This is a genomic window from Brachyspira intermedia PWS/A, from assembly GCF_000223215.1.
Classification (GTDB): Bacteria; Spirochaetota; Brachyspiria; order Brachyspirales; family Brachyspiraceae; genus Brachyspira; species Brachyspira intermedia.
On the sequence record NC_017243.1, the window covers coordinates 968,729 to 992,153 of the forward strand.

A 23,425-nucleotide genomic window follows, 5' to 3' on the forward strand; every position below is an offset into this window, starting at 1 on the left:
TCCTGTATTTATTCCATTCTAACTCTATGCAAGCCTCTTAAATAGTAAGTGATATCTTGTATGTTTTTATCTATCATCTGCTTATATTCATCAGGTATATTCTGATCTCTTATAAGTTTGAACATTTCAAGACCTTCCTGTAAATTACCGAACAAACTTATTCTAGCAGCATTTCTTAATATTCTTTTGTATTTAGAATAGTAAGTGTTTTCAGGCATATTATCAAAACCATAAGTGATTACAAGTTTCTTTTCATAATCATCTATATCATCTAAAAGTTTCATTCTCATAGTAGGTGTTTCACTGGCTGGTCTTAATTGAGATTCAGGTTTAGCCAATTTAGCACTTTCTTTAGGAGCTTCAACTTTAACTGTGATATTAGGCTGCTGTCCTTGTTGAGGAGCTTGTCCTATTTGCTGAGTAGAATCAGGAGAAGCTACTATAGCTTGTCCGCCTGCAGGAGGAGTATATCCTTCATTAATTTCTACACGGCTATTTTCTATTTTATCAATAATAGTGAAAGGTCTTTTACTTAAATTTTCATCTTTTGTACTTTCTGAATCTTCCAATCTGTTTTCAACGAGAGTTTCTAATTCTTCAGATGCTTTGTTTAATCTTTCTTCGCCTTCAGATAAAACGGATACAGATTCTGCTTCTTTTTCAGCTTCTTCTCTTTCTTTTTCTTTCTGCTCTCTGTAATCGTCCATAGCAGCACATAATAAAGTTGCTAATTTTGTAATGCCTTCTTCTGTTTTGGCATCCATATTTGATAATAAATTACCATCATTATCATCTTCATCATCAGCAGCTATATAACTTTTTCTCATTGTAGAAGCTATATCTTTAGCAGAACTTTTTATATCGCCTCTTATTTCTTTAAGTTTTTCTTCTTCTTTTTTTAGAAGTTCTCTTTTTTTATCTAATGCTTTTGATTCTTTTTCTATCTGCTTTAATATTCTCAAATTTTCTTTATATTGTTCTTTATCTTCTTTTGAAAGTTTATTTGTATTTTTCTTAGCATTTTTTAAATCTGCTACAGCTTCTTTTAATTTTGCTCTTAATTCTTTCTTTTCTTGTTCTGATTCTAATAATTGCTCTTTTAATGCTTTAATTTCTTTTAGAGCTTCTCTGTCTGTTTTGGCACTTTTTGAAGACATTTCGCTTTTTGATTTTAAAGCTTCTCTTGCCTTCTGTTTTAATTCTTCATTTTTTAATTCTATTTTTCTTTTTTCTTCTTCTAATTTTTGATTGGTTTTTTCTAATTTCTCCAATCTTTTTTGAAGTTTATTTATCTCAGCATTACTGCTTTGTGTTCTGGCAGGTATAGATTTTTTTGATTCTAAATCTTCTATTATTTTTTTGTATTTATCTTCTATTTTCTTTTTTTGTATATCTACTACTTTTTTATATTTTTTATTTAATTCAGCTATTTTTTCATCAGACTTTTGCAACTTTAATCTTAATTCTTCAGATAATTCCTTATATGAAATTCTGCCAGTAGTTTTTTCTTCTGCTGTTTTGGATGCAGTTTTTTGGTGTCTAAAGTTTTTTAGTAGTCTTTTTTTAGTATCTGTCTTTTTTACAGCCATTATAAAGCACCTGCCATTATATTATAATCCTTATTAGTATTAACGGAAAAAATTTAAATTTACTAATAAAAATATTTTTTTATTTACATAATACCATATTTCTTAAATAAAATTAAGTCTTTTATGCTTGAAAAATATTTTGTATGATGTTATAATTTTTAGCAACAAAATAATATTTATAATATAAGAAATTAATTTTAAGGAAAAATATATATGAACGCTTTACTAACTTTAGGAATCGTAGTTTATTCTATAATATGTGTACTACTAATATTGATAATAATTATACAAGGTGGTAAAGCTGAAGGTTTATTTTCAAGTGCTCAGGCTAATGTTTTGGGCAGTCAAAGAGGAAATGCTTTAAGTAAGGCTACTACTTTTCTTTCTACTATATTTATAGTAGGGGCATTACTTATATCTGTTGCTATAAGCACTCAGAAAACTGCTTTTGAAAATGTTACAAATACTCCTGCTAATACTACAACTACTCAGCAGCAGCCATCAGCTCCATTAACAGCACCTACTAATGCTGATACAACTATGGAAAATACAAATACTGTTTCTAATCAATAAATATAATTATCTAATTAATTAGATTGAAAAATATATAAATAAAAAGAACTGTTTATAAAATAGCAGTTCTTTTTATTTTTGCTTATTTTGTAGTATATACCCAAACAATTATATTTTGTCAAAAATTATTTTGTTATTTTTATTATTTGTGGGGACTAGCCCTGCAAAGCACACAGTCGTGCCGCTCTGCGTACTTCGTAACACCCCCAGTTCTTTTACCGACGCTCTGCGTGCCGTAGGCAAGGTACCTTTCGGTATTGGTATAAGGCGAAGCCCGCCTGCGGCGAGAACCATACCGAAGTACGCCTACGGCGAAGAACGGCATTTTTAATCCAAATTTAGGATATATCCTATATTTAATAAGTATTTTTCAAATATAAAGTTCTATCAATTGCGTTTTTACGAAGCGTGCCGACGAAGTCAAGCTCACGTAGCATACCTTTGGTATGTGTAGGCAGCAACTTTGGCGAAGCCGTGTCAAAAAAGTTGATAATGCATCTGCAAAAATATTAAAATTGACAAAATATAGTTGTCTAGCTATAGATCAATATTTTATTTTGATTTTTTTGGTATTTATGCTATTAGTTTTGACTAGATTATTATCGAAACGCAGTATTATTTCTAGTTTATTAGCTTCTTTCCAATAATTTTTATCAAAGTTAAGCTCAAATCCTATTCTTTGACCTACAGGGAATCTTATATTATTAAAAGAACGATCTCCTGAAAATATTAATTTTCTATATTTGTATAATGAGAAAGAAGTTCTTAGTATTTCTACACTTTCAGAATTAGTGTAATTAGAATTTTCAAGTTCTATAGTTGTTATTATAACATCATCAATAGACTGTGCTTTATTAATCTTTACTATTACATCAGTTTTAGGCTTTAAAGCTTCAAATAATGGTATATTATTAAAGAATCCTTTTTTATACAAAAGCATACCAACTACAGCTAATGTAAGAAAAGTACCGTATAAAAACATGAACCATCTTCTTGCAAATATACTTACTTCTCTTTTAGGAGCTGGAGGTTTTATATCTCTTTTACCATAGAATTCTAATTCTTTTTCTTTAGGGTCGTAAACTTCTCTAGGCAAATTTATATCCTTTTTAGTATTTTGTATGAAATATTTGCTAAATCTTTAGGCTGAATATAATCATTTCCGAATTTTTTTGATAATATATTAAAAGATTTAGACTGTATTATCAATGCTAATTTTGAAGCCTCTAATACATTTAATCTTCTAGCAAGCAAAGCACCTATAAATCCAGCAAAAACATCTCCCATGCCTGCTTTTCCCATAGATTCTCTAGGGTTATAATTTATATATATATCATTTTCATGCATTAAGAAACTTACAGCATCTTTTAAGACTATTGAAGCATTAGTTTTTTGTCTGTATCTTAATAATGCCTGATATGGATTTTCTAATGCCTCTATATGATTGATTTGTGTAAGTTTTTCAAATTCATATATATGAGGTGTAATTATAAAATTATTGTTAAGTTCATTAAGAGTGCTTTCAAACATTAAGTATAAAGCATCAGCATCTATAACAGTAGGTATATTTATTTGCTTTAATATACTGTTTATGAAAATTTCTGTAGACATATCTCTGCCTATACCTGAGCCTATTATACAAGCATCACTTTTATTAATATCATTTACTATTTCAATATCATTTTCTGTGAAGAATTTTTGATTTTCTTCACCAACTCCTATAATAACAACTTCAGGCATAGAAGGCATTACAGCATCTCTTATATTTTTCACTATGCCTTTAGGTACATATAGTCTTATATATCCTACACCTAATCTATAAGCGGCATTTGCAGCTAAAACGGCAGCACCTATATAATTATCGCTTCCTGCCACTATAGCAAGCATTCCTTGTTCTCTTTTGCTGTATAGTGAGTTTCTGTTTATATGTATTTTTTCATTATAGTCTATTAGTTTTGCTTTATATCCCCAACTATCTAGTATTTCATTAGGAAATATTGATTTTATTATGAATAATTTTCCTATATATTCTCTAGTTCTATATAAGAAGAATATATCTTTTGCAAAGCAAATTGTATAAGTTTCATGAGCTTTAAAACAAGTATGCACATTATCATAGTCATTTATTTTTGAAGCTAATCCTGAAGGTATATCTATTGCTATTCTAAGAACATCTAAATTATTTAAGCAGTCTATAAGAGTTTTTTGTATTCCTTCTAATGGTCTGTTTCCGCCTGTTCCGAATAATGAATCTAATACTATAGATTTTCTTTCTATATTTTCAGCAGCGGATACAGCATCTTCTTCGCTTCCTAAATAATTAATATCTATATTCATAGATTTTAATATATTAAAATTAGAGTATGTATCTTTATTAACTCTGTCAAGATTTCCTGTTATATATATTTTAACATCATATCCGTTTTTTATTAAATATCTAGCTATTGCAAGCCCATCTCCTCCGTTTCCTCCAACAGATGAAAAAATATAAACAGTTTTTGTATATAATAATTTTCTATGTCTTTTTACAAGTAAATAAAAAATTTCACTTGCTACATGCTCCATAAGAAGTATGGAAGGAATTTTTTCTATAGTTTTTTTATCTATATTAATTAAATCTTCTGTAGTTACAACTTTCATTTTTTTATTCCTAATGCTTCCTTTATAATATCAAAAATTGATAAAACTATATTTTCATTTAATTGACCATATTTTATAAGATCATTATATGTAGTATTTATTGTACTATTATTATTTAATATTTCCATATATGTTTCTTCAGGTATTACATTTGAATTGTTTTTAAATACATTCAAATCATAATATGCTGATAATTTTAATGCCCATAAAGCATGATTATATTTATTATCATTTGTTAGTATAGGGTAAACATATATATAAGATTTTGATAATGTATTATTTAAATATTTTATCTCTCTTACAGAGTAAAAATCCGGAATGTTTCTATAAGATATAGTACTTCCTTTTTTTATAACATTACTTATTTTAAACTTATCGTTGTTATAAGCATATATTAAAGGCCAGTATGTAGCATCTCCATATATAGTTTTTGCTATATCCCAATAATACATGTCTTTTGAAGTGATATATGATAAGTTTGCTGAATCTATTTGATTAAAATATTCATTAACTATATCATAAAGTTTTCTATTTTCTATATTATTACCAGATATCATCTTATTGTTTGTATAGTATATTGTTGATGCTATACCAAGTATAAATATTATTATTATTATAAATATTACTCTTATAATACCCACAAGTAATGAATTGTTTCTTTTTATATTTTTTTTATCCATAGTTTTATTTCCTGATTTTTTAATATTAGTGTTTAGTGTTTTATTATTATTGTTGTTATTCTTATTAAATAATTCTTTTTGTATATTTACTTCTAATATATTATCTACTTCTATATCCTCCTTATTATCAGTATCATTGTATTCTAAATCTTCTTTATCAAAATGATTAATATCCAATAATTCTTCTTTTGAATATTCTTTCATTTCAGGATAATCATTGTTGTTATTATCGGATATATTATTATTAATTTTTGATTCTTCTAGTTTTTCTACTTTTTCGGATTTATTTTCTATAACTTCTTTTTCATTTAAATTTTTTATCATGCTATTTAAATCTATAGAATTATAATTTTTCCATATATTTCCTACAATATTATTATCTATAGATTTGTTTTCTTCTTCTTTATTCTCTTCATCAGTAATTTCAATAATTTCTTCAATTTCCTCATTATTTGAATTATAATTAATACTCTTATTTTTTATTTGACTGTCTAATTCATCTAGTATGTCTTCTACTATTTCATTATTATCTAATTCTTTTATTTTGATTTTTAGATGATTATCGGATTCAAAACTAGTATTTGAAAAAGTACCGAAATCTTTGATGTATACATTTTCTTCTTTTGATATATCGGCTATATTTTTGAATATACTTTTATATATTGATTTTTCTAAAAAAATATTTTTTATATTATTATTTGTAACATTGAGTGATTCTAATGATTCATCAAAATCTTCATCTTCTTTATTTAATATGATATTATTATCTTTATCTAAACTTAAAATACCAACTTTATAAATATAAAATCTGTTTTTATTTAAAATGGATGATGTTATTTTTGAGAATAATTTTTGAACGATATTTTCAACTTCATTATTTTCTATATTGAATTCATTTGATATATTTTCTAGCAATTTATTATTAGTGTTTAGCATATATTATACCTTGAATTTTTTATAATATAATTGCGAATTATATATCAATTTAGAATAAATAAAAGCCTAATTTTTAATAAAATTAGGCTAAAAATCAAATATTTTATTTATAGATATTCTTTCAACCATTCTTTTAATTGAGCTTCATTTTTCATACCTTCAGCTCTTTTTACCATTTCTCCACCTTTGAATACCATTAGAGTAGGTATAGATTGAACACCATATTTAGCAGCAACTTCCTCAGCCTCATCAACATTAACAGCTCCAAAATTCATTTTATCAGCATATTGATCTGCTACTTTATGTAATACAGGAGTCTGCATTTTACAAGGTCCACACCATTCAGCGAAAAAGTCAACTAATATAGCTTTATCTCCTTTTATAGCTGCTTCAAAATTATCTGTTTTTAATTCTTGTACTGACATATTTATTTCCCCTCGCTTATTTTTTAATTTTATTTATATAATTAGTATACTCTAACTTTATTAAAAGTCAATCACTTTTTTAATTTTTTCTATATACCTATATGTAGTATATGTTATTTGACTTTTAAATGTATTAGTATATAATAAGTATTGTTATTATACGTATACTTATTATAAGGATTCTCACTATTGGAAAATCTGCATTATTTGTTAATGAAAACCAATTCTATATTTGCCCGTAAAATAATGTACGAGGCTAATAAAATAGGGCTTACATCAGGACAGCCTAAAGTATTGTATTTTTTATCTAAATTCAAGGAAGCAGATCAAAAAACTATAGCAAATTACCTTGAAATAGAGCAGACAACGGTTGGAAGTATATTATTAGGTATGGAAAAAGCCGGTCTTATAGAGAGAAAACAGCATGAAGGAAATAGAAGGTCACTTTATGTTTCTTTAACTGATAAAGGAGAAGAAATTTCAAAGGCTATGCTTGACATTTTTGAAAGAATAGAAAATGAGGCAATAAAAAATATACCTCAGGATAAACAGGAAGAACTTAAAATTTTATTAATAGAAATATGCAAATCACTTACAGATAACGGAGTCGAACAATGAACAAAGAAATTTTTAAAAATCATTTTATTGAGAGATGTATTATATTTTTGATAGGGCTTTATTTGATGTCTTTGGGAATAGCATTTTCAATTAAGGCATCATTAGGTACTTCTCCAATTTCAAGCGTACCATATGTTACAAGCTATATATCAGGGCTTTCGGTTGGAGAAACTACTATTATTATTAATATCTTATTTATAATATTACAAATAGTCCTTTTAAGAAAGAAATATGATTTATTTCAGCTATTTCAGATACCGGCATTGATTTTATTTGGAATGATGATAGATTTTTCACAATCTTTAATAAAAGATATAACATATACAAATTATTTTCAGCAATGGATTTTATGTATTATAGGGATATTGATGGTTGGTGTAGGAGTAAGTATAGAGGTTATGGCGAAATTAGTTACTACTCCGGGAGAGGGATTGGTATTGGCTATATGTAAAGTTTTTCCTGTAAAATTTGGAAATACTAAAATAGCTTTTGATGTTACATTAGTATTGATTTCTTTAACTACTATTCTAATATATTTAGGACATTTAGAAGGAGTTAGGGAAGGTACTATTATAGCGGCAATTTTTGTAGGATTTATAGCAAAACTAGTAAGCAAGCCTTTGAAAGTTTTAGAAGATAAGTATTTAATTGGAAAAACTATTTAAGCATAAAATTTATAATTTAGTTTGTAAATAATCACAATGTATCTCTATTATGATTTAGTATTAAAAAATGTTAAAATAAAAAGCCCCATTTATAATAAATAGGGCTTTTATTTTTTTAATTTTATTAAAAAATTAATTATATTTTCTTGAATACTATAGAAGCATTATGTCCGCCGAAACCGAAAGAATTGCTTATAGCATATTCTATTTTATAATCTTGAGCAGTATTAGCAACAACATCTAAATCGCATTCAGGATCTTGTTCTTCCACATTGATAGTAGGGTGAACTTTACCTTCAATAATACTCATAATAGTAGCAATAGCTTCTATACCGCCTGCAGCTCCTAAAGCATGACCTGTCATAGATTTTGTAGAGTTAATTTTTATCTTTTTAGCATGATCTTCACCTAAAGCCTTTTTAATAGCCTTAATTTCAGCTATATCTCCTACAGGAGTAGAAGTACCATGAGTATTAACATAGCTGATTTTATCAGGTGAGATTTTAGCACTTTCTATAGCTAAAGACATAGCTCTAGCACCCATAGCACCGTCTTCTAAAGGAGCAGTGATATGATTAGCATCAGCAGTAAATCCATAACCGCAAACTTCAGCAAGTATATTAGCATTTCTTTTCTTAGCATGCTCATACTCTTCAAGTATCAATATACCAGCACCCTCGGCAATAACGAATCCATCTCTTCCTTTATCAAAAGGTCTTGATGCTTTAGTTGGTTCATCATTTCTAGTAGATAAAGCTCTAGCATTATTGAAACCAGCTATAGTAAGAGGGTTAATAGTAGCTTCAGAACCTCCAACTACCATAATATCAGCTTCATTATCTTTAATATGTTTGTATCCTAAACCTATAGAATGGTTTGAAGAAGCACAAGCAGTAACTGTACTGTAATTAGGTCCGTTCATACCATATTCCATAGATATTAAACCAGGTGTCATATTAATTATCTGCATAGGTACAAAGAAAGGTGATACTCTGCTAGGTCCGTCATTAAGTATGATTTTGTGATTTGATAAAAGAGTAGTCATACCGCCAATACCGCTACCAAGAACACAACCGGCTCTTAAAGGATCAAAGCCTGTTTTAGGTTCTATACCAGCCTGCTTAAATGCATGATGAGCGGCATATATTCCAAAATTAATAAAAGGGTCTAATCTTCTTAACATTTTTTTATCAGAATAATAATCGCCCTCAACTGGTAAAGCTTCAGCACCGATTTTGGTAATAAGCTGCTCTTTTTCAGGATCAAAATATTTACTTAATGTTTTTATACCTGAAACACCATTAAGCAAATTATCCCAAAATGTTTTTACATCATTTCCTAGAGAACTTACTATTCCAAGCCCCGTAATTACAACTCTACGTTCACTCATATATAAAACTCCTATGATTTTGAACTATACAAAAAATTTCCCGTAAAAGACATAATTCTATTTACGGGAAATTAAATAGTATAATTATTTTTTATGTTCTTCAATGTATTTAGCAGCATCAGCTACATTTTTGATTTTTTCTTGATCTTCTTGAGGAATTTTGATTTCATAACGTTTTTCTAATTCCATGATTAATTCTACTAAATCAAGTGAATCAGCGTTTAAATCATCTACGAAAGAAGCTGTATCAGTGATTTTACTTTTGTCTGAGATGTTTAATTGATTAGCAACAACATCTTTAATTTCATCGATTAATGCCATTTTTAATTCTCCTTAAATTTATTGTTTATTATTAATAAAGTGCTTTTAAACACATTATATGCTTTTATATAATTAATTACATTGACATTCCGCCGTCAACTGCTATTACTTCTCCTGTGATATAATTGCTCATATCAGAAGCTAAAAATAGTACTAAATTAGATACATCTTCAGGTGTTCCTAATCTTTTCAACGGTGTAATGCTCATAATTCCTTTTACTGTATCTTCAGGTAAAACTCCTGTCATATCTGTTTGTATGAATCCCGGAGCTACTGCATTTACACATATATTTCTAGGGGCAAATTCTTTGGCCATAGATTTAGTCATTCCTATGATTCCAGCCTTAGCAGCAGCATAATTAGCCTGTCCTGCATTTCCCATTTTTCCTATAACACTGGATATATTGATTATCTTGCCTTTTCTTGCTCTAAGCATATTTTTAGCAGCTTCTCTTGACATATAAAAAGTACCTGAAAGATTTGTTGATATTACATCATTCCATGCATTATCTTCCATTTGAAGTACTAACATATCTTTAGTAATACCTGCATTATTTACAAGTATATCAATAGAGCCGAATTTTTCTATAGTTTTAGCAACTACTTCTTTACAAGATTCGCTTGATTTTGCATCATGTTGAATTGCAAAAGTTTCTACATTGAAAGTAGATTTTATTTCTTCAGCTACTTGAGAGGCCTTTTCTAAATTTGTAGCAGTGATTACAACATTAACTCCTTCTTTTGCTAGAGTTTCTGCTATTTTTTTTCCTATTCCTCTACTTGAACCTGTTACTATAGCTGTTTTATTTTTAAGATTTAAGTCCATATTTACCCTTTTTTGATATGTAAAGATATATAAATATAACAAAAAAATTTTTATTAGTTAAATATATATTATATTAAAACAAAATATATTGAATTTGTCAAGCTAAAAATATCATTTTAAAATTTTCGACTTTTTTGGTTTAAAAGTCGAAGTATATGTGATTTTTGTTTATAAAAAACTCTGGAACGACAATTTTCCAGAGTTTTTTTATTTTTATTAATTATGTTTACTTTTTAGTTTTTTTAACTGATTCTTTTTTTGGTTTCGTTTCTTTAGTAGGCTTTACAGGAGTTTTTACTCCTTTTATCATATTCATAGCTACAGTAATTAAATCTTTAGCATCTTTTTTGCTTTTAGCTTCAGCTATTATTCTTACTATAGGCTCTGTATTTGATGAACGAACATGAAGCCAACCTTCTTCCAAATCTATTTTTATTCCATCAATAGTTGTTATTTTGGCTTTAGGGTACTCTTCTTTAACTTGTTTTAAGAATTTATCTTCATCTATTTTTGATACTTCCAATTTTTCTTTAACTATTTCATATTTTGGTATTTCATTTACAAGTTCAGTGATAGTTTTTCCTGTTTTAGCCATTAATTCCAATATTAAAGCTATGCCCAAAAGAGAATCTCTTCCTGGAGTAACAGCAGGAACTATTATTCCTCCGTTTCCTTCTCCTCCGAAGTATAATTTATTTTTTACAACATGAGAAGAAACATTTATTTCTCCTATTTTTGTACGGTCAACAGAGTATCCTTTTTCTTTAGCTAAATCATCTATCATTCTTGAAGTAGATAGGTTTACAGCAGCATTTCCTTTACCAACAAGCCATAAATATTTAGCACATAAGGCCAAAGTGTATTCTTCGCTTATGATAGTACCGTCATCAAGAACTAATGCAAGTCTGTCTGCATCAGGATCTTGAGTGAATCCTATATTAACTTTATTCTTTTTAACTAAATCAGATAAACTTTTCATACTTGCTGCAGATGGTTCAGCAATATGTGCGAATTTTCCAGTATGTTGATTATTTATAGATACTTCTTTTACTCCCAATGCTTTAAGTAGGGGAGGAGTAGCGAATAAACCTGTACCATTAACATAATCGCATGCCACTTTGAAATTAGCTTTTTTTATTTTTTCTACATCTATCCATCTTAATATTCTTTTAATATGTTCTTCTATAGCATTATCTATTTTTTCATAAGTACCTGTTTCTAATGCTTTTACGAATCTTGATTCTTTTTTATCATAAAGCTTCATAAGCTCATTAACTGATTTTTCATCTAAGAAATGTCCGCCTTTTCCTATAAGTTTTAATGCATTCCATTCTATAGGGTTATGGCTTGCAGATATCATTATACCGCCATGTATTTTTAGTTTTTCTACCATATATAATGCTGTAGGCGTAGGAGTTATACCTATATCTATTACATTTATACCTGATGCTGTTAATGTTGATACAACGGCATTCAATATAGATTCTCCTGTTATTCTTGTATCTCTAGCTACTAAAACTTTTGCTTTCTTTGGAAAAAGACATGCAAATGCTGCAGTATAATCTACTACGGCTCTTATATCTAAACCGTCTCCTATTATTCCTCTAATTCCTGATATACTTGTTTTTAAAGTAGGCATTTAAAACTCCTGAAATATATTCTATTTATTATAAAAATTATAAATATACAAAAAGTAAAATATTATTGTTTATAATTTAACAATACTATAATAATTTTCAATTATTTTTATGCATGATGATTCATATTCGTTACTCTATTAATAGCATTTTTATACTCTGCCATAAAGCTTCGTATATCTGTTATATTTATATAATTATCGTTAGATATTGATATTGCTCTTATTTTATTCAATTCTCTTTTTAGAGTTTCTTCATTTTTTATATTAAGTATAGTTTTTATATCATTTACTTTATATGGAAGTTTTATAGAATCAATATTATTAGGCAATGTTTCTGTTTTTACAATATAATATAATGTTATTAATAGTTTAGCTAGCATATCATCTGTATTAAGTGCTATGATTTTTAATATTGTGTTTCTGATTTTTATGCTTAGCATTCTTATATAATAAAGTTTGATAGAATTATCGTTTTCTATTATATTAAGTAACTCTTCCTTTTTTAAAACTTTTAGTACAGAATCTTCAAGTATAATGGCAGATGTAGATAAAGGCTGGTATTCCAAAACAGGGTTATATCCGTCTATTATGCTATTTTTAGAGTATATACTTCTAGTAATTTGATGCAAGTTTACAACATTATATATACCTATTTTACCTGATTTTATTATATATAGTTTATCGCTTCCTTCTAATTCCGTATATAAACAATATCCTTTCTTATAATGAAATACATTGTCTTTTTTTGATAATGGTTCTTCAATAGGTTCTATATTAGATAATTTATTTTTTACATCATCAATATTTTCTCTATCATCTGGAAATCTTTTTATATACTCATTGTACAGTCTATAAGCAGCATGATCAAAGCCATTTTTACTATAAACTTTAGCCATATTAAGAATTTCTTCTTTTGTTTTTCCTTTAATGATTTCTTTGCTTTCTGATATAAGTAAATAATATCTTCCAAGCCAAGTTTCTAATGAAGATTTTAAATATTTATATATTTTTATTGTTAAATCTCTATTTTTGGTATTAATTATTTCATCTAAAGTTAATTCTATAACTTCCATATCTTCCAATGCTTTAATATTATAGAAATAAGGTTCATTTAATACGACATTTACTAATCCTAATATATCTCCTTTATTGAATTCTACATTGTAATCTAAAGTTCCATAAGATATGGCTTTGCCTTTAGTTATGATATAAAAAGAATTTTTAGGACTTTTATTCTTTATAAAAATTATAGATGATTTTTTAAAATTTAAAATATTGTATTTATTCATAATTTTTACCCAAATAATGCTTTATTCTAGCTTTTTTTACATTATTAGTCAATATTGTAATTAATATTTCTTATTTGTTGTGGTAACTACAATTAATTGAATGATCATTTACAATTCCTATAGCCTGCATATAACTGTAAATTATTATGCTTCCTGTGAATTTAAATCCTCTTTTTATCAAATCTTTGCTTATAGTATCGGATAATTCATTTCTTGCAGGAAGAGGGCTTTCATCATCTAATTTATTATCCATTTGTTTTCCATCGGTAAAAGACCAAATATATTTATCAAAACTACCGAATTCTTTTTGTACTTCCATAAATTTATTAGCATTTACTATAAGAGCATTTATTTTTCTTTTATTTCTTATTATTCCTTTATTATTTAAAAGCTCATTTATTTTTTTATCATCATATTTGGATATTTTTTTATAATCAAAATTATCGAATGCCTCTCTCATATTTTCTCTTTTATCAAGTATGCATTTCCAGCTTAATCCTGCCTGCATATTTTCAAGTATCAGCATTTCAAATAATTTTCTTTCATCATGGCATACTTGGCACCATTCTTCATTATGGTATTTAATTTCTATTTCGCTTTTAGCCCATTTGCATATTTCTGACATAATTAAAATATTTCCTATTTTATATATGATTGTTTGGTATGTATTTTATTTACTCTATATTTATTGATACTTCATCATTATCAACTTTTATATTATAGTTTCCATTTTTTAATTCTGAAGAATAATTATCTCTTTGTCCGAATATATTAACTATTTTTTCACCATTGTATTCTATTACGCACCAATTTTTTATATTGCTGATATTTATATAGTATTGATTATCGCTTTTATATATTTCTATATTTTTATAAACGTAAACATCTTTGATTTTATTATCTTCTTCGCCTCTTGAAGCTAATGGAGTTAATTTACTGAAATAAAGCATATAATCAATTATACTGTCTTTTATATTGATTATTGGTTTTATTTTTGATTCTTTAAGCATATTAGAATCTTCTATATTTTCCATAAGAAATAAATCATTTTTTAAAGAACTTACTTCTCTTTGTAAATCAGCATTCGATTCCAACTCTTCTAAAAAGTCATCAGATACTTTAATGCCATTAACATAATTTATAATTTCTTCTTCTGTATAATTATATTTGCTCATATTATAAATCCGATAAATTATTAAAATGTTCTTTTAAACTAGATTTTATTTTATTTATAATCTTTGTAACTGCATTGTTTGTAATATTTAAAAGTTTTGCTATGAACTCATAAGGAACATTTATTTTTATGGAATGCAGTTTCTTAATATAATTTTGTTTTTTGCTTGCTAAATGCACTGTGAAAAGTCCTCTTTTATTATTGATTTCTATTTGTGCATTTATTTTTGCTATTTTATCCTGCTGTTTTATTATTTCATTATATTTTTTTATATATGTTGCTCTTGCTTTTTCTATTATTGAATATGCTTCTTCATAATTAATATTAAAATATTTCATTAATGGCTGTATTATAAGATTTATAAATAATTCTAGATTATGTATAAAAAATGCTATTGAATCTCTATCTGTGAATTCTTTTTCTATATAATTAAACATATTTAGTGAAAGTTTTTCTATATTACTTTCATTATAGTTATTAGTATATTCATTCATAACATAAGATTTACTGTCATAAAGCACATCATGCAAAGTTAATGCCTCTTTACCGCATAATGGTGCATCTATTGATATTTCCTGTTTTTTATATTTATCTTTCCTTTTTTTATGATCTAAGAAATTTAAATAATGACTTCTTAATGTATATGTAAACCAAGTGATAAATTTGGCATCTGTTTCATTATATTTTATTATTATATTATCTATTCTTTCTATATAGTATGAGTAGAACTCTAAAGCTTCATCATGAAACACACCAAAAACTTTTCTAGGATAATTATAAATATAATTAGATAAATGTTCATTAATTTCTTTTAAAGCCTCAATACTTCTGGTGGCTTTATATTCAAGAATCAGCTTTTTTATAAATAGATCATCTATCATCATTATCCTCGTATTTTAATATATTGGCAAATATTTCTTTCATTCTTTCATCTTTTATTCCTGATTCTTTTATAGTATTCTCTATCCATTCTTTATGTTCTTTTGTTAATTCTTTTTCTTCTTCAATATTTTTCTTATTAGTATTTTTTACTCTTTTATTATTATTAACTTCACCGATTCTAGTTTTTAATTCTACTACTTCTATATTAGTTTCTTTTTTTATATTTTTGAATATATTATTTCTGTTCATAAATATTTCATTAGCCCATACACTGTCTGTTATAGTTACAGTGAGAACAGCATTTCTATAAAATGAAGGATAGCATATTTTTGAAAGAACTTCTCCCATAATATCATCCCATTTTTGAGATATTTTTATATAATTTGCTAGATTTATATTTTGATATAGCTTTCTATCTGAATATTCTTCCAATGTATTTTTTATTGTGTGCATTATAAATCCTCATTATTTATTATCATACAATAATTTTTTATATAATCAATATATTAATATTAATTATCGTTTTGCTGTGTATTTGTTTGAGGAATTGCAGTATTTGTTTCTGCAGCGTCTTCTTGTGTATTTGTAATTATATTATTGGTATTTATTATATTATTAGTATTGATGAAATCATTTGTCATAACCATATTTGTGTTTATGATATTGTTTGTTGCTATATTATTTGTTGCTGATTCCATTATATCCATTTCTATTGGCTTAGCTTCCACATCTTCATCATAAGTTATGACTTTATTATTTTGATTCGTATTTATTTGCGGTTTATCTTCAATGGTTATATTTGTATTTCCGGATATTCTTGCTAATATATTTTTATTTCTGTCTATAGAGTCTTTTAATCCTCTATAATTTGGATTAATTTTATATGCTTCTTCATAAGTATTAAGTGCGGAGCTGAAATTTTTATCTCTTTCATAAGTAGCGGCAAGATTCACCATGTATACTACATTATTAGGACTATAAACTGTAGCTTTTAAAAATGATGATTCAGCTTGTTTATAATCTTCTACATATAAATATAAAAGCCCAAGAAAATTATTCATATAAGCATCATTCGGCTTTAAACTTATAGAATATCTTATTGAATCTATAGCTTTATTTGTATCTCCTAATTTATAAAGAGCATATCCTTTTTGGAAATGTAGTTTATGAGAAAAACTATTTACTATTATACCATTTCTAGCTGCTCTAAGCATATTGGTATAATCTTTAAGATTCATGTAAGAATTAGCTAGATTTTCAAAATATTCTATTTTAAGAATAGGGGAGTATTCTATTTCATATTCAAATAATTCCGCAGCTTTTTTATAGTTTTTTGCATTATAATATCTGTATGCCCTAGATAAATTTTTCCTATCATAATTGAAAGTATCATTTGTTTGAGAATACAATGATAATGCAATTAAAGAAAAAAGTATAAGAATTATCCTATTAACGTGCATCTTTTTTGAAACTTTGCAGCCTGAAATCATTTATCATAGCATTAGCATAAGCTATAGTAGCATCATACATTTCTTCTTTAGTTTTTCCTTTAAAGAATTTATATACTCTAGGTGATTGTACATTTAAATAATCAGGAAGTACTATTTCTCCATCGCTGCTTGCTTTTAGTGCTAGCTGTTTTATATTAGTCATTTTTTCAATGAATGCATGCAAGAAAAATCCTGATTCTTTAAGTATGAATTGTTCTGCTCTGCTTGAATTATCTCCATTATCCAAAGCAAAAACATAATCAGAAAATATCTGAGGTACTTTGCTTTCACCAACAGGAATGATGAATTTTTGGAATTGATTATCATAATCTTTTACAGCAGTTTCTACTACATAATCGCTAGCAGGTCCGCATGAAAAAAATCTGATAACAGAAAAACAATTATACAATTCTTTGAAAGCACCATATAAATGGCAAATCTCCTGATCTGCTTTAGGATGCATATCTTCCAAAGGATATTTTTCTGTGGCACTTCTAAATTTTTCTATCATATTATCTACTTTATTCATAAAAGAATTTTCTTTAGCTTTTTCTTCTTCAGCTTTTTTTCTTTGTCTTTCTAATTCTCTATCTCTTAAAGTAGTTTTTATATCTTCTAAAATTTTTATTTCAACAATTAAAAAATTTGATAAATCTTGTCTGTTCTGTAATGCTTCTCTATATCTATCATTAAAACTATTTACATTATATATTTTGCTTCCGTATTTTTCAGCACCTTGTTCATATTCATTTCTTATTTTTGTTAAAGTTGCATTGATTTCTTTATCGCTTAAACTAGCCATTAAAAACCTCCATTATGAAAAAAATATTTATTCATATGTAAAAAACAATTACAAATTATCTGTTATCATAATATATCGAAAAATCCAGATAATAAATTATACAATTTTTTTAAAATAAATCTAGTATTGTAAAATATTGCAGTTTTATATAAAAAAGAAAACAAATATACATATTTAATATATATTCATTTTTAAGATTAAACAATAAATATCTAATTACTATTAATGTTTTATATTATTTATCTATCATAATATTAAGTATTTCTACATCTGTGCTTTTCATACCTTCTTTAGCCATTCTTCCTATACTATCAATAGTAGCTTCTATATCATTTTTTACAAGTCCATCTCCAGCTTTAAATACTTTTCCATCTCTTGCTAAATTAAAAGCTAATATACCGCAATCAACAGCCTCTGCAATCTTTGAGGCACATGATGATTTAGCCCCATCGCAAACCATACCTCCTATTGTACATAAAGCATTTGTAATGGTATCGCAAATAGTTTTGTAATCACAGTCATGCAAATATGCTATTGCTGATGCTGAACCTGTAGCTGCACATACAACTCCGCAGAATGCTGATAATTTACCTATATGTTTCTTTTGTAGTATAGCTATTAAATTTGAAAGCACCAAAGCTCTGTAAAGTTTTTCTTCAGATACTTTCATTTCTTCTGCATATTTTATAACAGGAATAGATACAGTTATGCCCTGATTACCGCTTCCTGAATTAGTAACTACAGGCATAGAACAGCCACCCATTCTAGCATCAGAGCCTGCTGAGGCATAGGCCTTAGCTTTATTTCTTATATCATCTCCATAATATTTCATCAATGTTTTACCTACACTAGATCCATAATCATTTTTTAAACCTTCTTCTGCTATACTGTAATTAAGTTCTATTTGTCTTTTTATAATGTCTTTAATATCATCTATATTAACTTCATTAGCAAAATTAAGTATTTCTTTTATATTTAATGTTTCTCTTAGATCTTCTTCTTTTTTATTGGAAGAATTATTAGAATTTAATAATTCTTCACCATTTTTATTTATTCTTGTAATATTTGTATGAGCATTTTTTATTTCTACTAAAGCATTTGAGTCTTTATATTTTGCTTCTATTATGATATGTAAATTTTCATCGCCTTCTATTAATTCGCAAGTACAGAATTCTTTATTATTTAAAAGTTCTTTAGTTTTATTTATATCTTCTTTTTTTATAGAAGATAATACTTCGAGATTTTTACTGGCATCTCCTCCTACCAATCCCAAAATAGCTGCAGTATCTATTCCTTTTAAACCTCCGGAATTTGGTACAGTTACACCTTTTACATTTTTTATTATATTACCGCTGCATTTTACAGTGATATGTTCTGGTATATTCCCTATTATTTCTCTTATTTTAGCACCTGCAAAAGCTATTGCTATAGGCTCAGTACATCCTAGAGCTGGTATTAATTCTTCTTTTAGTATATTTATGTAATTACTGTACAAAGTTTTATCCATAGAATTTTATCCTAATGTATTTATATTTGTACATTATATTATTGTTTTTTATCAAAATCAATGATTTTAACAATTATTTATTTTAGTTTTCAAAAAAATTTACGATTTATAGTTTGTATAGTTTAATATAAAATAATATTTTTTACAATAACTGTATTTATACTATTGATTTTTTTTTATTTTATGATATTTAATAACAGATAATTTTTGAGAGATTTAGTATGATACCTAGATTACATTTAAAAATAGTAGCAAGATTTAGAGAGGTTTTCGGACATAAAGGTGATACAAAACTTTATTTTGCTCCGGGAAGAGTTACAGTTATAGGAGAACTTATAGATTATTCAGATGGAGATACTATAACTTCTGCTATAGATAGAGGAACATATATAGTAGCTAGAAAAAGACCTGATAATAAAATTAATATATATGCTCATTCTTTTAAAGCTAGAAAATCGTTTACTTTAGATGATTTGGAAAAAAATAAGGAAGATGAATGGGCTATTTATTTTAAGGGTGTTTTTTCTGTACTTTTGGAAAAAGGGTACAAAATACATGGTATGGATATATTTGTCTATACTGATTTACCTTTTAATACATCTTTAGCTTCATCTAGTTCATTATGTGCTTGTTTAACTTTTGCCACTTTGGACATAAATAATATTAAAGATGTTGAACCTATTGAAATGGCAAAATTATCTTATGAAGGCGAAATAAAGTATGCATCTCATAGAACATCTTTAAGCGATCATGTTACTATATTCTTAGCTAAAGAAAATACTTTATTTTTCTTTAATATGAAAACACTTAAATATGAATATTTTGATTTCAATTTAGGCGATTATTGTATGGCTGTTGTTAATAGCAATAAAAAAAGAACTTCCAGCGACAGTGAATATAATGCTAGAAAAAGAGAATGTGAAAATGCATTGAAAAAACTTAAAGAAAAGAAAAGTTCTTTAAAGTCTTTATCTGATTTGAAAGTGAAAGATGCTGATTTTATTAAAGAAACTTTACAGAATAAAGAACAAAGAAGAGCTTTATATGTTTCTGCTGAACAGGATAGAGTAAATCAGGCTGTTAAAGCTATTAAAAAAGGTTCTGTTAAGGACTTGGCTAATTTAATACTTAAAACTCATGATGGCTTAAGTAAATTATATGAAGTTTCTACTGCAGAATTGGATATTTTAGTTGAAGAAGCTATGAATATGGACGGAGTTTTGGGTGCTAGAATGATAGGAACAGGTTTCGGCGGCGGAGTTTTATTATTCCTTAAGAAAACTGAAGTTGAAAATGTTATAGAAAATTTATACACCCATTATAAAGAAAGAACTAGAAGAGATGCTGATGTTTATATATTAAAATTATCTAGTGGTACTAGAATTCTGCCTACAGAAGAATAATTTTTAATAAAAATTTTATTATAGATAAAAAATAATTGTGTTTGGTGCGATTAATTAGAATAACTAGCTTATGATTTAAGCAGGTTTGTATTGTAATGATAACCCAAGATATAAACTAGCATATTATGATATTTGCTATAATTCATAGTGTGTGAGTTTATATCGTAGTAATAACCCAAGATATAAACGAGCAGATTATAACTTTAATTGTAATCTATAGTCAGCAAGTTTATATTATAATAGTAACCGGATATAGACTAGTATGTTTTAGATTTAGTTATAATCTATTGTAAGCGAGTTTATATCGTAGTAATAACCCAAGATATAAACGAGCAGATTATAACTTTAATTGTAATCTATAGTCAGCAAGTTTATATTATAATAGTAACCGGATATAGACTAGTATGTTTTAGATTTAGTTATAATCTATTGTAAGCGAGTTTATATCGTAATAATAACCCAAGATATAAACAAGTATATTATGATGTTGGTTATAATCTATAGTTATTGAGTTTATATCGTAACAATAACCCAAGATATAAACGAGCAGATTATAACTTTAGTTATAATCTACTGTCAGCGAGTTTATATCGTAACAATAACCCAAGATATAAACGAGCAGATTATAACTTTAGTTATAATCTACTGTCAGCGAGTTTATATCGTAACAATAATAGGAACGTTTTATGACATTATCAGAAATTAAAGGTATAGTATCTAATATTAAAGAACAATCAGAAATATTAAGGGGGTATCTTTGACCCGGATTCTATTTATAAAAGGGTTAAAGAGATAGACGAAATATCAGCTAAAGATGATTTTTGGAATGATAATATAGCAGCTCAGAAACTTATGAAGGAGAGAATGCTTCTTCTTGATAAAATAGAGCCTGTAGAAAATTTGATTAAAAATTCTAATAACATATATGAATTAGTTGAAATGGCTATAGAGTCAAATGATGCTGAAATGGAAAAAGAATTGGAAACTGAATGCTTGGAATTGCAGAAAGTTTTTGAGGAATTGGAAACAAAGAATTTATTTTCAGGTGAATTTGACAGTAAGAATGCATATTTAACTTTGAATGCAGGAGCCGGCGGTACAGAAAGCTGCGATTGGGCTTCTATGCTTTCAAGAATGTATGTAAGATTTTGTGAAAGACATGGCTTTACAGTTGAAACCACAGATGAACTTCCGGGAGATGAAGCAGGAATAAAGCAGATAAGTTTTTATGTTCAGGGGCTTTATGCTTATGGATATTTACGTTCAGAAATAGGGGTACACAGACTTGTAAGAATATCCCCTTTTGATGCTAATGCTAAAAGACATACTTCATTTGTTGCCGTTAGTGTTATGCCAGATATAGATGAGGATATTGAAATAGAAATAAATCCAGCAGATTTGAGAATAGATACTTACAGAGCTTCAGGAGCCGGCGGACAGCACGTTAACAAAACTTCATCAGCTATCAGAATAACTCATATACCAACTAATATAGTTGTTCAATGTCAGGCAGAAAGAAGTCAGCATAACAATAAAGATATGGCTATGAAAATGTTGAAGGCAAAACTTTATCAATTAGAAAAAGAGAAATTGGATAAAGAAAAGCAGAAAATAGCAGGAGAGAAAACAGATATAGCTTGGGGCAATCAGATTAGAAGTTATGTATTCCAGCCTTATCAGATGGTAAAAGATTTAAGAACGGGCTGTGAAAGTGGAAACATGAACTCTGTAATGGATGGAAATATAGATGAGTTTATATCATCATATCTTAAACAGCAAATAAAAAAATAAACTTAGAATATACTATTTGATATTTAATGTAATTTTGCTTGTATTAAAATAAATGGAAGTTGTTAATAATATTATGTTACTTATTGACATTTTTATACATAAATAGTATATTGTAAAAATAAATAAGAAAATGGAGAATATTATGTTAAAAAAGATTACACTTGTATCTCTAATGATTGCCATTTTAGTTGTTGCTGTTCCCAAGAAAGCCTCTGCTGCTTACTCTGATGGAGCTGCAATAGGAGCTTCTTTATTTTTTGGATATCCTAACCAAGGTTTAACTTTAGTTGGTCAATTTGATGGCGTACCTTTGATGTTTGGTGTTCAAGCTGTAGCTAATATATTTGATAGCCGTTATCAATATTTTGGTGTAGGTCTTACTATGGATTGGTGGGGATTAAAAATACCTTTAGGCAGAGCAGGAGAATCTGATGTTCATTTTTATTTAGGACCAGGACTTGCTGCTGATTTTGCATTCGGTTCACATGGTATATGGTCTATTAATGCTGGTTTAAGAATGCCTATTGGTTTTTCTTTCTTAATCAAGAAACAATGGGAGATTTTCTTAGAGCCTGCTCCTGTTGTGAATGTTATACATGCTGATGGTAACGGTTTCTCTTTACTTGGACTTCATTTCGGTGATGAGAATCATTGGTATATTGAGCATTTCTTACATCTAACATTCCAATTTGGATTTAGATATTGGTTCTAATATTATTTATTTAGAATATTTATAGCTCCGTTATTTTATTAGCGGAGCTTTATTTTTATTATAATTTTTCACT

At 27.1% G+C, this 23,425-nt stretch carries 23 protein-coding genes; 6 read left to right on the forward strand and 17 right to left on the reverse strand.

Annotation, left to right across the window (positions count from 1 at the left end):
• Positions 1–8 precede the first annotated feature (8 nt).
• On the reverse strand, positions 9–1,589 hold the full coding sequence (locus tag BINT_RS04260) for a coiled-coil domain-containing protein (protein WP_014487324.1): 1,581 nt from the start codon (positions 1,587–1,589) through the stop codon (positions 9–11).
• A 213-nt stretch (positions 1,590–1,802) separates the two neighbouring features.
• On the opposite strand from BINT_RS04260, the gene BINT_RS04265 reads away from it, so the two are divergent.
• The gene (locus BINT_RS04265; RefSeq protein ID WP_041177247.1) at positions 1,803–2,162 is read left to right on the forward strand and encodes a preprotein translocase subunit SecG; all 360 of its coding nucleotides are present in this window, start codon (positions 1,803–1,805) and stop codon (positions 2,160–2,162) included.
• Positions 2,163–2,706: 544 nt separating this feature from the next.
• On the opposite strand, the gene BINT_RS04275 is transcribed toward BINT_RS04265, so the two are convergent.
• From BINT_RS04275 to trxA, 4 genes are all read right to left on the reverse strand, one after another.
• The gene (locus tag BINT_RS04275; protein ID WP_014487326.1) at positions 2,707–3,258 is read right to left on the reverse strand and encodes a hypothetical protein; all 552 of its coding nucleotides are present in this window, start codon (positions 3,256–3,258) and stop codon (positions 2,707–2,709) included.
• A 2-nt stretch (positions 3,259–3,260) separates the two neighbouring features.
• A complete protein-coding gene (locus BINT_RS04280) occupies positions 3,261–4,802 on the reverse strand; it encodes an NAD(P)H-hydrate dehydratase (protein ID WP_014487327.1) in 1,542 nt (513 codons plus the stop codon).
• A complete protein-coding gene (locus tag BINT_RS04285; protein WP_014487328.1) occupies positions 4,799–6,418 on the reverse strand; it encodes a LysM peptidoglycan-binding domain-containing protein in 1,620 nt (539 codons plus the stop codon). The genes BINT_RS04280 and BINT_RS04285 overlap by 4 nt, the downstream gene beginning before the upstream one ends.
• Before the next feature lie 107 nt (positions 6,419–6,525).
• A complete protein-coding gene (trxA, locus tag BINT_RS04290) occupies positions 6,526–6,843 on the reverse strand; it encodes a thioredoxin (protein ID WP_014487329.1) in 318 nt (105 codons plus the stop codon).
• Positions 6,844–7,056: 213 nt separating this feature from the next.
• Between trxA and BINT_RS04295 the strand changes: the two genes are divergently transcribed.
• Both BINT_RS04295 and BINT_RS04300 read left to right on the forward strand, forming a co-directional pair.
• Positions 7,057–7,461, forward strand: coding sequence for a MarR family winged helix-turn-helix transcriptional regulator (locus BINT_RS04295; protein ID WP_014487330.1), 405 nt, complete (start codon positions 7,057–7,059; stop codon positions 7,459–7,461).
• Positions 7,458–8,126, forward strand: a complete 669-nt coding sequence (locus BINT_RS04300) for a YczE/YyaS/YitT family protein (RefSeq protein WP_014487331.1) — start codon at positions 7,458–7,460, stop codon at positions 8,124–8,126. Before BINT_RS04295 ends, BINT_RS04300 begins: the two co-directional genes overlap by 4 nt.
• A gap of 136 nt (positions 8,127–8,262) precedes the next feature.
• Here the strand turns inward: BINT_RS04300 and fabF are convergent, their stop codons facing one another.
• From fabF to BINT_RS04360, 12 genes are all read right to left on the reverse strand, one after another.
• Positions 8,263–9,516: a beta-ketoacyl-ACP synthase II gene (gene fabF, locus BINT_RS04305; RefSeq protein WP_014487332.1), complete on the reverse strand. Its 1,254-nt coding sequence runs from the start codon at positions 9,514–9,516 to the stop codon at positions 8,263–8,265.
• A gap of 84 nt (positions 9,517–9,600) precedes the next feature.
• Positions 9,601–9,837: an acyl carrier protein gene (gene acpP / locus BINT_RS04310; protein ID WP_008724300.1), complete on the reverse strand. Its 237-nt coding sequence runs from the start codon at positions 9,835–9,837 to the stop codon at positions 9,601–9,603.
• 76 nt (positions 9,838–9,913) lie between these two features.
• A complete protein-coding gene (gene fabG, locus BINT_RS04315; RefSeq protein WP_014487333.1) occupies positions 9,914–10,663 on the reverse strand; it encodes a 3-oxoacyl-[acyl-carrier-protein] reductase in 750 nt (249 codons plus the stop codon).
• Between the two features lie 226 nt (positions 10,664–10,889).
• On the reverse strand, positions 10,890–12,302 hold the full coding sequence (gene glmM / locus BINT_RS04320) for a phosphoglucosamine mutase (protein ID WP_014487334.1): 1,413 nt from the start codon (positions 12,300–12,302) through the stop codon (positions 10,890–10,892).
• A gap of 107 nt (positions 12,303–12,409) precedes the next feature.
• Complete coding sequence (locus tag BINT_RS04325) at positions 12,410–13,591, reverse strand: cyclic nucleotide-binding domain-containing protein (protein WP_014487335.1); 1,182 nt, start codon at positions 13,589–13,591, stop codon at positions 12,410–12,412.
• Between the two features lie 70 nt (positions 13,592–13,661).
• Entirely contained in the window at positions 13,662–14,216 is a 555-nt protein-coding gene (locus BINT_RS04330; protein WP_014487336.1) for a DNA-3-methyladenine glycosylase I, read from the reverse strand.
• Between the two features lie 49 nt (positions 14,217–14,265).
• Positions 14,266–14,766 carry a hypothetical protein gene (locus BINT_RS04335; RefSeq protein WP_014487337.1) on the reverse strand — a complete coding sequence of 167 codons (501 nt, stop codon included), beginning with the start codon at positions 14,764–14,766 and terminating at the stop codon, positions 14,266–14,268.
• 1 nt (position 14,767) lies between these two features.
• Entirely contained in the window at positions 14,768–15,646 is an 879-nt protein-coding gene (locus tag BINT_RS04340; RefSeq protein WP_014487338.1) for a sigma-70 family RNA polymerase sigma factor, read from the reverse strand.
• Positions 15,636–16,100, reverse strand: a complete 465-nt coding sequence (locus BINT_RS04345; protein ID WP_014487339.1) for a DUF721 domain-containing protein — start codon at positions 16,098–16,100, stop codon at positions 15,636–15,638. Before BINT_RS04345 ends, BINT_RS04340 begins: the two co-directional genes overlap by 11 nt.
• A gap of 59 nt (positions 16,101–16,159) precedes the next feature.
• Complete coding sequence (locus BINT_RS04350) at positions 16,160–17,137, reverse strand: tetratricopeptide repeat protein (RefSeq protein WP_014487340.1); 978 nt, start codon at positions 17,135–17,137, stop codon at positions 16,160–16,162.
• Positions 17,097–17,939, reverse strand: a complete 843-nt coding sequence (locus BINT_RS04355; RefSeq protein WP_014487341.1) for a hypothetical protein — start codon at positions 17,937–17,939, stop codon at positions 17,097–17,099. Before BINT_RS04355 ends, BINT_RS04350 begins: the two co-directional genes overlap by 41 nt.
• Before the next feature lie 235 nt (positions 17,940–18,174).
• Positions 18,175–19,446: an L-cysteine desulfidase family protein gene (locus tag BINT_RS04360; protein ID WP_014487342.1), complete on the reverse strand. Its 1,272-nt coding sequence runs from the start codon at positions 19,444–19,446 to the stop codon at positions 18,175–18,177.
• Positions 19,447–19,667: 221 nt separating this feature from the next.
• Between BINT_RS04360 and galK the strand changes: the two genes are divergently transcribed.
• The 3 genes from galK to BINT_RS04375 all read left to right on the forward strand — a co-directional run bounded on the left by galK (position 19,668) and on the right by BINT_RS04375 (position 23,352).
• Positions 19,668–20,849: a galactokinase gene (gene galK / locus BINT_RS04365; protein ID WP_014487343.1), complete on the forward strand. Its 1,182-nt coding sequence runs from the start codon at positions 19,668–19,670 to the stop codon at positions 20,847–20,849.
• 686 nt (positions 20,850–21,535) lie between these two features.
• Positions 21,536–22,640, forward strand: a protein-coding gene (prfB, locus tag BINT_RS04370; RefSeq protein WP_148258776.1) for a peptide chain release factor 2 whose coding sequence is annotated in 2 segments (ribosomal slippage) — positions 21,536–21,607 and positions 21,609–22,640 — 1,104 coding nt in all. Because the reading frame shifts where the segments join, the coding sequence is not laid out codon by codon here.
• Positions 22,641–22,782: 142 nt separating this feature from the next.
• Positions 22,783–23,352, forward strand: coding sequence for a hypothetical protein (locus tag BINT_RS04375; RefSeq protein ID WP_014487345.1), 570 nt, complete (start codon positions 22,783–22,785; stop codon positions 23,350–23,352).
• Positions 23,353–23,425 lie beyond the last annotated feature (73 nt).